Source organism: Lysobacter sp., from assembly GCF_035655815.1.
GTDB lineage: Bacteria > Pseudomonadota > Gammaproteobacteria > Xanthomonadales > Xanthomonadaceae > Lysobacter_J.
Genome location: NZ_DASRTS010000053.1, coordinates 68,153 through 81,469 on the forward strand (window position 1 = coordinate 68,153; position 13,317 = coordinate 81,469).

Here is a 13,317-nt window from a genome sequence, read left to right on the forward strand (position 1 = left end):
ACGCATGCGATGCTTCGCCGATGAATCCGCCGCCCCTGAGTGCCGCCAGCTACGCCGCGCGCATCAACTTCGTGATCGAGCTGGCCGAGCGGCTGCATGCGTACGGGACGACCGCGCAACGCCTGGAGGGCGCGATCAGTGCCGTGGCGCAGCAACTGCGGCTGGACTGCGAGCCCTGGTCGAACCCGACGGGCCTGATCCTGACGTTCTCCGATCCGCAGCGTCCGCCCGGCGACAGCGACACCACGCGCGTGATTCGCCTGCCGCCGGGCGAGACCGACCTGTATCGGCTGGCCGAGACCGACCGCATCGCCGAGGACGTGATGGCCGGTCGCCTGGGCCTGGCCGAGGCGCACGCGCAGATGAGCGCCCTGGACAAGCCGCCGACGCGCCGCTTCCGCGCGATGCAGATATTCGCCTACGGGCTGGCCGCCACCAGCATCGCCGGCCTGCTGCGGCTGCCGTGGCTGGACGTCGGCGTGGCCGGCATCAACGGGCTGCTGATCGGCCTGCTGGTGCAGTGGTCGGAAACGCATCCGCGCTTCAAGGAGGCACTGGAAGCGGTCACCGCCATGTTCGCCGCCGGCGTGACGTTGCTGGTGGCGGCCTTCGTGGCGCCGTTGAACCAGAACACCGTGATCATCGCGTCGCTGATCGTGCTGCTGCCCGGCATGGCGCTGACCAACGCGATGAACGAGCTGACCAGCCAGCACCTGGTGTCCGGCACCGCGCGCTTCGCCGGCGCGGTCACCACGGTGCTCAAACTCGCCATAGGCACCGTGATTGCGCTGTACCTGGCGGACCTGGTCGGCCTGGATGCGCAGGTGCGCGCGTCGCGTCCGCAACCGCAGTGGGTGGAGTGGTGCGCGCTGGCGCTGGCGGCGTTCGCGTTCGCGGTGTTGTTCCGCGCACATCGGCGGGACTACCCGAGGGTGATGGCCGCGGCGGCCGGCGGTTACCTGATCTCGCGCTTCGGCGGGCTGGCGTTCGGCAGCCCCGCCGGGATCTTCCTCGCGGCCCTGGTCCTGACCGCGGCGGGCAACGCGTACGCGCGCTGGTGGCATCGCCCCGGCGCGATCCTGCGCGTGCCCGGCATCATCATGCTGGTCCCCGGCAGCGCGAGCCTGCGCGGCCTGCTGACGCTGATCCAGCAACAGGACATCGACGCCGGCCAGGCGGCGATGCTCGCAGTGCTCAACATCCTGCTGTCGCTGATCGCCGGCCTGCTGTTCGGCAACCTGTTGCTGCCGGCTCGGCGGAATCTTTGAAGCTTTGGGGATTCGGGACCTCGGGGACTCGGGACTCGGGAGAGCGAACGTCCGGTCCCTCTTTCCCCGTCATCCCGGCGAAGGCCGGGATCCAGGCCTGTCCGCAGCTCCGTAATTCCTCGATCTCGCCGTGCCCCTGAAACCAGAACGCCGGCGCATGGCCGGCGTTCTGGTCATACAGGCGATCGGTTGATCACCTGATCAGGAAGTCCTCGAGCTTCTTCCCCGCGCTCGTCTGCGCCGCCAGCCAGCGCGGCTGCTTGCCGCGCCCGGCCCAGGTTTCCGACGGATTCGCCGGGTTGCGATATTTCGGCGCGACCGACTTCCCCGCGTTCTTCGACACCTTGCGGGCGGGCGCCTTCGCGGCGCGTGCGGCGGACGTCGGGGCCGACGAGCCGCCGAACAGTTCGCCAATGGTGTAACCCTCGGCCTTCGCCAGTTGCGTCAGCTTCTTGCGCACCACCGCGATGGGCTTGCGCTTGGCCAGCGTCGTCTTGCGCTTCTTCGCCTGGTTGATCAGCGCGTCAAGTTCCTTCGCGGAGAGGGAATCGAGATTGATCGACATAAAACCTCCGGAGCATGCGGGAATGTCGGGGGAAAACGTTCGGATTGCCTGCGGCGCTTGACCGATGCATTTACCGCTGCATTATCCCGATGATAATCGCCGGGTCCGGACCGGGTAAACGAAGGCCGCTTCGCCCGCAGCCGCAGGAGTGCGACTTGCTCCATGTCGGCCATCCCCCGAAGGCGGGATCCGCCGATCAGGTTCGACACGCCTTCCGGAGCGGAACGGGCGCTTCGCCTGGATTCCCGCCTTCGCGGGAATGGCGGATTCGTGGCAAGCGCCGCTCTGTTCCGCAACGCACGCCTCCATAGAAACCCTCTCCCGCGGGCGGGAGAGGGGACGGCTGATTACTTCCCGAACTTCGCGAACACGCCCGCGCAGTCGAGGTTCTCCGACTCGCTGGCGCGGCGATGACGGTATTCGAACGTGCCCGCGGTCAGGCCGCGCTCGGACACGACGATGCGATGCGGGATGCCGATCAGTTCGATGTCGGCGAACATCGCACCCGGTCGCAGGCCGCGGTCGTCGAGTGCGGTCTCCACGCCCGCGGCGTTGAGATCGCGGTACAGCGCTTCGGCCGCCTCGGTCACCGCGGCGTCGCCCTTCGGATTGATCACGCACACCACGGCCTGCCACGGCGCCATCGCGTCCGGCCAGACGATGCCGTTGTCGTCGTGGTTCTGCTCGATCGCCGCGGCCACGATGCGCGACACGCCGATGCCGTAGCAGCCCATGGACGGCACCGCGGCCTTGCCGTTGGCGTCCAGCACGGTCAGCTTCATCGCCTCGGCGTACTTGCGGCCCAGCTGGAACACGTGGCCGACCTCGATGCCGCGCGCAATGCGCAGCGTGCCCTTGCCGTCGGGCGAGGGGTCGCCTTCGACGACGTTGCGGATGTCGGCGACTTCATCGGGTTCGGGCAGGTCGCGGCCCCAGTTCACGCCGGCGAGGTGGAAGCCCTTCTCGTTGGCGCCGACCACGAAGTCGGCCATCGCCGCGACGCTGCGGTCGGCGATCACGCGGATCTTCTTCTTCGGGCCAACCGGGCCGAGGAAGCCGGGTTCGCTGCCGAGGTGTTCGAGGATTTCGGCCTCGGTCGCGAGGCGGTATTCGCCCAGGCCGGCGAGCTTGGCCAGCTTCACCTCGTTGACGGTGTGGTCGCCGCGCACCAGCGCCAGCACGAACTGCGCGTTGCCTTCGGCATCTGCACCCACCATGGCGACAGACTTCACCGTGCGGTCGAGCGTGATGCCCATCAGCGCGGCAACGTCCTCGCAGGTCTTCTGGTGCGGCGTGTCGATCTTGCGCATCGACTCGCCGGCGGCGCCGCGCGGACCCGGCGCGATGGCTTCGGCCAGCTCGACATTGGCGGCGTAGTCGGAGCCGTCGGAGAAGAAGATCGCGTCTTCGCCCGAGTCGGCCAGCACCTGGAACTCGTGCGACACCGCGCCGCCGATGGCGCCGCTGTCGGCCGACACCGCGCGGAACGCCAGGCCCAGGCGCGTGAAGATGCGGCCGTAGGTGTCGTACATGTTGCGGTACTCGCGGTCCAGGCCCTCGTCGTCGAGGTGGAACGAATACGCGTCCTTCATCAGGAACTCGCGCGCGCGCATCACGCCGAAGCGCGGCCGGATCTCGTCGCGGAACTTGGTCTGGATCTGATAGAAGTTGACTGGAAGCTGCTTGTAGCTGGACAGCTCGTTGCGCGCGAAGTCGGTAATGACTTCCTCATGCGTGGGGCCGTAGCAGTACCAGGACTCCTTGCGGTCCTGCATCTTCAGCAGCTGGCCGCCGAACTTCGCCCAGCGGCCGGTCTCTTCCCACAGTTCCTTCGGCTGCACCGCCGGCATCAGCACTTCGATGGCGCCGGCGGCGTTCATCTCCTCGCGCACGGCGCGCTCGACCTTGCGCAGCACGCGCAGGCCCAGCGGCGACCAGGTGTACAGGCCGGCAGCGAGCTTGCGGATCATGCCGGCCTTGAGCATCAGCTTGTGGCTGACGATCTCGGCCTCGGCGGGGGTTTCCTTGCTGGTATGGAGATGGAACTGCGACAGGCGCATCGGCGGAGCTTCGGACGTAGGGAAGCGGCCATTCTGCCATGCACGGCGTCGCGCGCCGGAGCCCGCAAACGAAGGAGCCAGCCGGCCGACGATCCCGAGCGGGTCGCGACCAGGCTGGCTCCTGCGCCAGTGAGGTGACGCGTGCGATCAGCCGCCGGTGCTGGCGACCGCGGCGCCCTCGCAGTAGGTCTTGATCTGGGCTTCGGCCAGTGCCGTGCGGTTGGCGCGCTCGTTGGCGTTGAGGTTGCGGTCCGGCTTGCCGTCCTTGTCCTCGTCGATGGCGACGTCGCCACTGCCCTGCAGTACCGCCAGGTTGCTGCGGGCATTCGAACAGTTGGCGTTGACCACCGGCTTGGTGGGCTGCGCCGGCGCCTCGCCACCCTTGGCGGCCACGTTGCGGCCCTTGATGTTCTGGTCCGGCGGCGGGGAATCGGAGTAATGGGTGACGCCCTTGGCGTCCTTCCACTGATAGACCTTGGCCGCGAACGCCGGCGTGGCGAGGACCAGGCACAGGCCGGCGACGAGGCCGGGCAGCAGGTACGGCTTGGAGGACATGCGGGACTCCGGGCGCGATAGGCGGGGGATGCCGGGATTGCAGCACCGCACCGGCGTGCAGGCAAGCATTACCGGGCCGCAGGCATGCGCATATGTGCGGCCGGTCTCGTTGCACCGGCCGGGCGATGCGGGCTTGCTCGGCTTACACTTGCCTGTCACGGTGCAGTGCGCCGCCGCCGGGATCCGGCGCCCCCGAACCGACATGCCCACAGCCCCCCACATGGACGAAACGCAATCCACGCCGCGGCCGCGCGGTCGCGGCATCTACCTGCTGCCCAACCTGTTCACCACCGGCGGCCTGTTCGCCGGGTTCTACGCCATCATCGCCGCCACCCAGGGGCGGTTCGACGAGGCCTGCATCGCGGTGTTCGTGGCGGGCGTGCTGGACGGGCTGGACGGCCGTGTCGCGCGCCTGACCAATACCCAGAGCGAGTTCGGCGTGCAGTACGACTCGCTGGCCGACCTGGTCAGCTTCGGCCTCGCGCCGGCACTGGTGATGTACCACTGGGCGCTGTCGACGACGCTGCTCGATGGTGCCATTCCCGGCAAGATCGGCTGGGTCGCGGCCTTCCTGTATGCGGCCTGCGCCGCGCTGCGCCTGGCCCGCTTCAATTCGCAGGTGGGGCAGGTCGACAAACGCTGGTTCATCGGCCTGGCCAGCCCGGCCGCGGCGGGCCTGGTGGCCAGCTTCGTGTGGACCTGCGACGACCTGGGCTACAGCGGCGAGCAACTGCGCTACGGCGCGCTGGCGCTGACCGTCGCGGCCGGCCTGCTGATGGTGAGCCGGCTGCGTTACTTCAGCTTCAAGGGCGGCGGTCCGCGCCATGACCGCGTGCCGTTCCTGGCGATCGTGGTGGTGCTGGCGACGGTGGTCGCCATCGCCATCGATCCGCCGCGCGTGCTGCTTGCCATCGGCGCGCTGTACGCGCTGTCCGGCCCCGTGCATGCGGTGTTCCGTCGCGTGCGTCGTCCGGCCGCGCCCGAGGCGTCGCCGTGAGCGGGCTGTGGACCGCGCAGCAGCGTGAGTGGCTGCAGGCGATGGGCCACCAGGTGTTCGCGTTGACCTCTGCGCAGCCAGCCGAGGCGCCGGTCGTGGAGAACGAGGTGCCCGCGCCGGCGCGCCCGGCCGCGCCATCGGTCGATCGCGGCCAAGTGCCCGCGCGTCCGTCCCGCTCGTCTGCAACGCAGTCCGGCAGCGATCGCCTGATGCAGGCGCTGCTGCGCGCCGCGGGTGCGCACGTCGATGCGGCGGCGGTGATCGCCCTGGTGCCCGATACGAAGCAGTTGCGTGGCAACGCCGCGGCCAAGCGCGCGCTTTGGCCGCATCTGCGCGCCCTGCGGAGAGGGCGTCCGGTGTGAACGCGCTGACCGCCGAAAGCGGCCGGGTACCAGGCGCGCTGCGGCCGATGCGTGAGGAAGACCTCGACGCGGTGCACGCGGTCGAGATCCGCGCCTATGAATTCCCGTGGACCGTCGGCATCTTCCGCGACTGCCTGCGCGCCGACTATCCCGCGTGGGTGATGCAGCTGGGCGGTCGCATCGTCGGCTACTTCCTGATGAGCGTGGCCGCCGGCGAAGCGCACGTGCTCAACATCTGTATCGACCCCGCGCACCAGGGCCAGGGGCATGGCCGCCAGTTGCTGCGAGCGCTAACGCACATCGCACGCGGCCGCGGTGCCGAGCGCATCTTCCTGGAAGTGCGCCCGTCCAACGCCGGCGCCATCGCGCTGTATCACTCGGAAGGCTTCAACGAAATCGGCCGCCGTCCTCGCTATTACCCCGCGCGTGACGGTCGCGAAGATGCGCTGGTGATGGCGATCGAGTTACTGCCGCCGGAGTAGGTGGCTGTCCTGTATGGACGCAGATGGACGCAGATGACGCGGATTGGAGCCGGACAAGCGGCCGGACCTGTTCCGGAAACGGACGCAGCTTCGTCCAGCCGCTTTAGTCTGCGTCTTCCGCGTTGATCCGCGTCCAAAAAGAAAGGGCGGGTAACCCGCCCTTTTTTCCTTGAGGCAGACGCTGCTCACCCCAGCTTCGCGCGTTGTGCAGCGAGTGCCTCGCGCTGCAGGTTCCAGTCGGCCAGGCGCTTGCGTTCCTGTTCGACCACCGCCGGCGGTGCGTTGGCGACGAAGGTTTCGCTGGCCAGCTTGTTGTGGCACTTGGCGATCTCGCCGTCCACGCGCTTGAGCTCCTTGTCCAGGCGGGCGCGTTCGGCGCCCAGGTCGACCAGGCCTTCCAGCGGCACCAGCAGCTTCAGTTCGCCGACCAGTCCGGTCGCCGCCGCCGGCGCGGTATTGGCGTCGTCGAGCACGTGGATCGATTCCAGGCGCGTGAGGAACCGCAGTTGCGAATCGAAGCGCGCGACGCGCTCGCGGTCGCCCGCGGTGCAGCCGGCCAGCAGCAGCGGCACGGTCTTCGACGGCGCGACGTTGAGCTCGCTGCGGATCTTGCGCAGCGCGGTGACCATCGCCCTGAGCCATTCGACGTCGGCTTCGGCGCTGGCGTAGTCCTGGCCGGCGAAATCGGCGGCCTGCGGATACGGGCGCAGCATGATGGTGTTCTCAACGATGCCGAGCTTCGGCGCGACCTGCTGCCACAGCTCTTCCGTGACGAACGGAATCAGCGGATGCAGCAGCGACAGCAGGCGTTCGAGCACGAACAGCAGCGTGTGGCGCGTGCTCGACGCGGCTTCGGCGTCCTCGCCTTGCAGCGCCGGCTTGGCCAGCTCGACGAACCAGTCGCAGAACTCGTTCCAGGCGAATTCGTACAGCGCCTGCGAGAGCAGGTCGAAGCGGTACGAGGCGAAATGCGTTTGGGCTTCCGCGGCCACGGTGGCCAGGCGCGACAGGATCCAGCGCTCGGCGTCCGTCTTCGGCTGCGGAGCGCCGACGAAGCTGGCGTCCTCGGTGTTCATCAGCACGAAGCGCGTCGCGTTCCACAGCTTGTTGCAGAAGTTCTTGTAGCCCTCGGCGCGGCCGAGGTCGAACTTGATGTCGCGGCCATGCGTGGCCAGTGCGGCGATGGTGAAGCGCAGGGCGTCGGCGCCGAAGGCGGGAATGCCGTCCGGGAATTCCTTGCGCGTGGCCTTCTCGATCTTCTCCGCCAGCTTGGGCTGCATCAGGCCGGTGGTGCGCTTGGCGAGCAGGTCCTCCAGCGTGATGCCGTCGATCAGGTCCAGCGGATCGAGCACGTTGCCCTTGGACTTGGACATCTTCTGTCCCTGGGCGTCGCGGATCAGGCCGGTGACGTACACGTCGCGGAACGGCACGCGGCCGGTGAAGTGGTCGGTCGCCATGATCATGCGCGCGACCCAGAAGAAGATGATGTCGAAGCCCGTGACCAGCACGCTCGACGGCACGTAGCGGTCGAAGCCGCGTTCTGCCATGGCCTGCTCGTTCGGCCAGCCCATGGTCGAGAACGGCCACAGCTGCGAGGAGAACCAGGTCTCCAGCACGTCGCTGTCCTGCGACAGCGTGACGTCGGCGCCGAGGCCGTGCTTCGCACGCACTTCGTCCTCGTTGCGGCCGACGAAGATGCGGCCTTCGTCGTCGTACCACGCCGGGATTCGGTGGCCCCACCAGAGCTGGCGGCTGATGCACCAGTCCTGGATGTTCTCCATCCAGTGGCGATAGGTGTTGATCCAGTTGGCGGGGACGAACTTCACGTCGCCCTTTTCCGCCAGTTGCAGGCCGCGCGCCGCGAGGCCATCCATCCTCACGAACCACTGGTCGGTGAGGTAGGGCTCGATGATCTGGCCGGTGCGGTCGCCGCGCGGTACCTGCAGCTTGTGCGGCTTGGTCTCGACCAGGCGGCCCTCCGCTTCCAGGTTCGCCAGCACCGCCTTGCGCGCGGCGAAACGGTCGAGTCCGCGGTACTTCTCCGGCGCGTTGTCGTTGACTGCGGCGTCGGGCGTGAAGATGTTGATCAGCGGCAGGTTGTGGCGCTGGCCGACGGCGTAGTCGTTGAAATCGTGCGCAGGCGTCACCTTGACCACGCCGGTGCCGAACTCGCGATCGACGTAGTCGTCGGCGATGACGGGGATCTCGCGACCGGTCAGCGGCAGTGTGACCGTGCGGCCGATGAGGTGCGTGTAGCGCTCGTCCTGCGGATGCACCATCACGGCGACGTCGCCGAGCATGGTCTCAGGGCGCGTCGTCGCCACGGTGAGCTCGCCGCTGCCGTCGGTCAGCGGGTAGCTGATCGACCACAGGAAGCCGTCTTCTTCCTCGTTGACCACTTCCAGATCGGAGATCGCGGTTTTCAGCACCGGATCCCAGTTGACCAAGCGCTGGCCGCGGTAGATCAGGCCTTCATCGAACAGGCGCACGAAGGCTTCGATCACCGCATCGGCGGCCATCGGGTCCATCGTGAACACGCTGCGCGTCCAGTCGCCCGACGCACCGATGCGGCGCATCTGCTTCTCGATGGTGTCGCCGGACTGCTGCTTCCAATCCCAGACCTTGGCGATGAAGCCCTCGCGGCCGAGCGAATCGCGTGATTCGCCCTTGCCTTCGACGGCGAGGTTGCGCGAGACGACCATTTCGGTGGCGATGCCCGCGTGGTCCGTGCCCATCTGCCACAGCGTGTCGAAACCGCGCATGCGGTGGTAGCGCACCAGCGCATCCATCAGCGTGTGCTGGAACGCGTGGCCCATGTGCAGCGTGCCGGTGACGTTGGGCGGCGGCAGCAGGATCGAATACGGCTCCCCCTTGCCGCTTGGCTGGAACACGCCGCTTCGTTCCCACTCCTCGTACAGGCGGGTTTCGAACTGCTTGGGGTCGTAGGAAGAGGCGAGGGACATGGCAAGTTCGGGGAATGGTGAATCGGGAATGGTGAATCGTTGAAGCAGGGAGCTGGCGGACTCGGAACAGATGCGGCGATGCCTGTTCCCGATTCCCCAGTCCCGGCTTACATGTCGTACTTCTTCAGTTCCAGTCCGCGTGCCTGGTACTGCTTCCAGCGCTCGCGCAGCGGACCGCGCGCGGAGTCGTCGGCGGGTACCACTTCCAGCACGCGCTCGAACTGGCCGTTCACCGGCTCGTCGCGCAGGTTGATCACCAGCGGACGCATCGGCGTGTCGGTTTCAGGCGTGGCGATCAGCACCGGCGCGAGTTCGTCCTCGTCATCGCCGGCCAGCTGGTGCGGGATGTAGGCATCCTCGTCGAACTCCCACAGCAGCTCGTCCAGCCGCTCGGCCTGTTCGGCGTCGCGCGCCAGCACCAGCGTCCAGAGGTTGGCGTCGTGCGCCTTGCGCGCCAGCTCGCACACCAGAAGGAGCGGCTCCTCGCGGAACCGGTCCTTCTGGATCAGGTAGAAATCGGCGCGTGCCATCAGGGACGGGAGTCGGCAATGGAGAATGGGGAATCGCAGGAGCGACAAGCCAGGTCGCTCGTGCGGGGTGCACTTGCAAGTTGCGCGCTACTCACGATTCCCGATTCTCAATTCCCGGCTCTATCCAGCAACCACTGGCTCAACAGGCCGACCGGACGGCCAGTCGCCATGCCGCGCTTGCCTTCGTCCGATGCGGAACCGGCGATGTCCAGGTGCGCCCAGCGCTGGCCTTCGGCAAAGCGCGCCAGGAAGCAGCCGGCAGTGATCGCGCCGGCCCAGCGGCCGCCGATGTTGTAGACGTCGGCGAAGCTGGATTCCAGCAGGGTCTGGTACTCGTCCCACAGCGGCAGGCGCCAGGCGCGGTCGAAGACGTTCTCGCCCGCCTCCAGCAGTTCGCCCGCCAGATCGTCGTGCTTGCTCATCAGGCCCGAGGCGAACTTGCCCAGCGCCACCATGCATGCGCCGGTGAGCGTGGCCACGTCGACCAGCGCCTGCGGCTCGAAGCGCTGCGCATAGGTCAGCGCATCGCACAGGATGAGGCGGCCCTCGGCATCGGTGTTGCCAACTTCAATCGTCTTGCCGGACATGCTGGTCAGCACGTCGGACGGGCGGTAGGCATCGGCGTCGGGCATGTTTTCCACGGCCGGCACCACCACGACCAGGTTGATCGGCAGTTGCATGCCCACCGCGGCGACGAATGTGCCCATGACGGTGGCGCCACCGCACATGTCGTATTTCATCTCCTCGATGCCGCCCTGCGTCTTGAGGTTGATGCCGCCGGTATCGAAGGTGATGCCCTTGCCGACCAGCACGTACGGCTTGGCGTCACCGCCGTTGCTGTACTTCAGGACGATGAGCTTGGGTGGGTTGGCCGAGCCGCGGCCGACGGCCAGCAGCGAGCCCATGCCCAGCTCGGTCATCTCCGCCACATCCAGCACCTCGCACGAGGTGGTCGGGAAGCGGCCGGCGAACTCCTGCGCCTGCGCGGCCAGGTAGGCCGGGTTGCAGATGTTCGGCGGCAGGTTGCCCAGCTCGCGCGAGAACTGCACGCCCGCGGCAATCGCCTGGCCCTGCGCCAAAGCGCGGGCGTCATCGCCCAGCACCGACAGCTTGCGCAGGCCGGACTCGTCCTTCTTGCGGGCGGCGCCGAGCGTGGCGGTGTAGCGGTAGCAGGCGTGGTCGGCGGCGATCACGGCCTGGCGGATGTTCCAGGCGGTGTCGCGGCCGGTCACGGCGACTTCGGACAGGGTGAACAGTGCGTTGGCCACCGGGCCGGACTTGAGCGCGCGCGCCGCGTCGCCCACGGCCTTGAGGTACTGCGGCACGCCGAACTTGGCGGCATCGCCCAGCCCCACCACCAGCACGCGCGGCGCGGTCACGCCGGGCAGGTCGTGCAGCAGCGCGGTCTGGCCGGTCTTGCCGCTGGCGTCACCGCGGCCCAGCAGGGCCGACACCCGACCGCCGCTGGCCTCGTCGATGACCTTGCCGGCCGGCGTCAGGCTGTTGTCGGTAAAGGCGCCGACGACGACGCAATCGGTATGGGCGGCGGCGGGCGCGTCGCGGTTCAGGTCGAATTCCAGGGCCATCCAACAGATTCCCGAAGCAGATTGAAGGAGCAGTTCCGTACAATCGAGCAGCCGTGAGGGGGACGCGATGTCCCATGGCCGCGCGTCGCGCAGCCGTCTCACGCCCTCGGACGAACCCCCGATTCTAGCAGGCCGCTGCCCGTGGCCCGCCGGGCGGCGGAGCTGCCGAGGGGGTGTGGTTCAAGCAGGCCAAGGACCTGGCTCGAACGACGCGCCGCATGCGCCCGTTCCAATACCCTGTGACCCCGCTGCCCGACGCCGACCGATGCCCAAGCTGGACCGCTACCTGCTCAGCGAATTCGCCCAGGCGATCTTTGCCACGCTGATCGTGCTGCTGATCGTCACCGTCGGTGGCGCCTTCACCGACGTGCTGCAGGACATCGCCCGCGGCCGCGTACCGGCCGGGATGATGATGATCCAGCTGGGTCTGGTGCTGATCCAGTGGTTGCCGTTGATCCTGCCGTTGGCCTTGATGCTCGGCCTGATGATGGGCGTGGGCCGGCTGTACCGCGACTCGGAGATGCCGGTCATCGCATCCATCGGCGTCGGGCCGCGGCGCATGCTGCGGCCCCTGCTGCTGGTGGTGGTCCCGCTGGTCGGCGTGGTGGCGGCCTGTTCGCTGTGGCTGGGCCCGGCGGCGAACCGCCTGTCCAAGGAAATGATCAACGAGGCCAACCGGAACCTGGTGATGGCCGGCCTGGAACCCGGCGCCTTCACTGGCATCCCCAACAACGGCGGCGTGATCTACGTGTCCAACATGTCCAAGGACGGGACCCGGCTGGAGCGCGTGTTCCTGTTCCGCGCCGGCGATGAGGACCGCGTCGATGTGGTGACCGCCAACCAGGGGCAGCTCAAAGTGGACGAAGCTGGCCATCGCTACCTGACGCTGGGAGACGGTTTCCAGATCGAAGGCTCGCGCGCTGGGGCCAAGGATTTCCGCCTGATGCGCTACGCGAGCAACGAGATCCTGCTGCCTGCCAATGCATCGCGCTACGACCCCGACTCGCCGGAGTTGCAGCCCACGACCGCGCTGCTCACCGACGGGCGCCCCGAGGCTCGCGCTCAACTGCACTACCGCATCGCGCCCCCGTTGTTGGCATTCGCCTTCGCACTGATGGCCGTGCCGCTGGCGCGCAGCATGCCGCGGCAGGCGCGCTACGGCCGCATCCTGGTCGGCTTCCTGGCGTACCTGATCGGACAGAACCTGATGACGGCCGGTCGCGGCTGGCTGGAGGACGGCAAGATCGCGTCCGGACTGGGACTTTGGTGGCTGGTGGTGCCGGTGATGGCGGTATCGCTGTGGCTGTATTTCACCGATGGGCGCCTGGGACGGCGCAAGCCAACCGCTCCCACCATCGGAGCGACCGCATGAAGCTCAGGTTGCTGCCGAAGATCCACGACTGGTACGTCGGCCGCACCGTGCTGGGCACGGTGCTGCTGACTTGGGCGGTGCTGGCCGGCCTGGACGTGATGCTGGGCCTGGTGAGCGAATTCGGCGACATCGGCAAGGGCAAGTACGGCATCTCCGAGGCCTTCGCCTACATGGCGCTGAGCGTGCCGCGCCGTGCGTATTACCTGTTTCCGTACGCCGCGGTGATCGGGTCGCTGATGGCACTGGGCCAGTTGGCCGCCACGTCCGAACTCACTGCACTGCGCGCGGTGGGATTGTCGCGGCGTCGCCTCGGCCTTGCCGTGGCTGGCGCGCTGGCCATCCTGACCGCGCTGATGGTGGTCAACGGCGAAAGCGTCGCCCCGTGGTCGCAGCAGCGCGCCGACGCGCTGAAGTCCAGCGCCAAGTCCGGCAATGCCGTGGTCGCGCAATACGCCGGTGTTTGGGCGCGCGAGGGCGAGATCATCCTCAACGCACAGGGCGGGCAGGAACGCGAACGCGATGGCGATCGCTGGCTCGAACTGCACGACGTCACCCTGTTCGAGTTCGACGCCAAGGG

The 13,317-nt window shown here is 67.9% G+C and carries 11 protein-coding genes and 1 pseudogene; 6 read left to right on the top strand and 6 right to left on the bottom strand.

What is annotated here, in order from left to right; all coding sequences use genetic code 11:
- Positions 1 to 20: 20 nt before the first annotated feature.
- The gene (locus tag VFE83_RS14390) at positions 21 to 1,268 is read left to right on the top strand and encodes a threonine/serine ThrE exporter family protein (protein ID WP_324907331.1); all 1,248 of its coding nucleotides are present in this window, start codon (positions 21 to 23) and stop codon (positions 1,266 to 1,268) included.
- Positions 1,269 to 1,467: 199 nt separating this feature from the next.
- Here VFE83_RS14390 and VFE83_RS14395 read toward each other — a convergent pair.
- The 3 genes and pseudogenes from VFE83_RS14395 to VFE83_RS14405 form a co-directional block, all read right to left on the bottom strand.
- Positions 1,468 to 1,833 (bottom strand): annotated as a pseudogene (locus VFE83_RS14395) (H-NS family nucleoid-associated regulatory protein); the annotation flags it as partial.
- Between the two features lie 347 nt (positions 1,834 to 2,180).
- Positions 2,181 to 3,893: a proline--tRNA ligase gene (locus VFE83_RS14400; RefSeq protein ID WP_324907333.1), complete on the bottom strand. Its 1,713-nt coding sequence runs from the start codon at positions 3,891 to 3,893 to the stop codon at positions 2,181 to 2,183.
- Positions 3,894 to 4,040: 147 nt separating this feature from the next.
- A complete protein-coding gene (locus tag VFE83_RS14405; RefSeq protein WP_324907335.1) occupies positions 4,041 to 4,448 on the bottom strand; it encodes a DUF4124 domain-containing protein in 408 nt (135 codons plus the stop codon).
- A gap of 220 nt (positions 4,449 to 4,668) precedes the next feature.
- Between VFE83_RS14405 and pssA the strand changes: the two genes are divergently transcribed.
- From pssA to rimI, 3 genes are read left to right on the top strand one after another with little or no spacing between them, the layout of a single operon-like run.
- Positions 4,669 to 5,445 carry a CDP-diacylglycerol--serine O-phosphatidyltransferase gene (pssA, locus tag VFE83_RS14410; RefSeq protein ID WP_324907354.1) on the top strand — a complete coding sequence of 259 codons (777 nt, stop codon included), beginning with the start codon at positions 4,669 to 4,671 and terminating at the stop codon, positions 5,443 to 5,445.
- Positions 5,442 to 5,807 carry a hypothetical protein gene (locus VFE83_RS14415; RefSeq protein ID WP_324907337.1) on the top strand — a complete coding sequence of 122 codons (366 nt, stop codon included), beginning with the start codon at positions 5,442 to 5,444 and terminating at the stop codon, positions 5,805 to 5,807. The genes pssA and VFE83_RS14415 overlap by 4 nt, the downstream gene beginning before the upstream one ends.
- 47 nt (positions 5,808 to 5,854) lie before the next feature.
- Complete coding sequence (rimI, locus tag VFE83_RS14420) at positions 5,855 to 6,289, top strand: ribosomal protein S18-alanine N-acetyltransferase (protein WP_414674752.1); 435 nt, start codon at positions 5,855 to 5,857, stop codon at positions 6,287 to 6,289.
- A 185-nt stretch (positions 6,290 to 6,474) separates the two neighbouring features.
- Here rimI and VFE83_RS14425 read toward each other — a convergent pair whose 3' ends face one another.
- From VFE83_RS14425 to VFE83_RS14435, 3 genes are all read right to left on the bottom strand, one after another.
- Positions 6,475 to 9,252 carry a valine--tRNA ligase gene (locus tag VFE83_RS14425; protein WP_324907340.1) on the bottom strand — a complete coding sequence of 926 codons (2,778 nt, stop codon included), beginning with the start codon at positions 9,250 to 9,252 and terminating at the stop codon, positions 6,475 to 6,477.
- Positions 9,253 to 9,359: 107 nt separating this feature from the next.
- Positions 9,360 to 9,782 carry a DNA polymerase III subunit chi gene (locus tag VFE83_RS14430; RefSeq protein ID WP_324907342.1) on the bottom strand — a complete coding sequence of 141 codons (423 nt, stop codon included), beginning with the start codon at positions 9,780 to 9,782 and terminating at the stop codon, positions 9,360 to 9,362.
- Between the two features lie 107 nt (positions 9,783 to 9,889).
- A complete protein-coding gene (locus VFE83_RS14435; RefSeq protein ID WP_324907343.1) occupies positions 9,890 to 11,368 on the bottom strand; it encodes a leucyl aminopeptidase in 1,479 nt (492 codons plus the stop codon).
- A gap of 265 nt (positions 11,369 to 11,633) precedes the next feature.
- Here VFE83_RS14435 and lptF point away from each other — a divergent pair, with 265 nt between their 5' ends.
- Together lptF and VFE83_RS14445 are read left to right on the top strand one after the other, a co-directional pair.
- Positions 11,634 to 12,740 carry an LPS export ABC transporter permease LptF gene (lptF, locus tag VFE83_RS14440; RefSeq protein WP_324907344.1) on the top strand — a complete coding sequence of 369 codons (1,107 nt, stop codon included), beginning with the start codon at positions 11,634 to 11,636 and terminating at the stop codon, positions 12,738 to 12,740.
- Positions 12,737 to 13,317: LptF/LptG family permease (locus VFE83_RS14445; protein WP_324907346.1), on the top strand; the 581-nt coding region annotated here is incomplete at its 3' end. The genes lptF and VFE83_RS14445, both read left to right, overlap by 4 nt.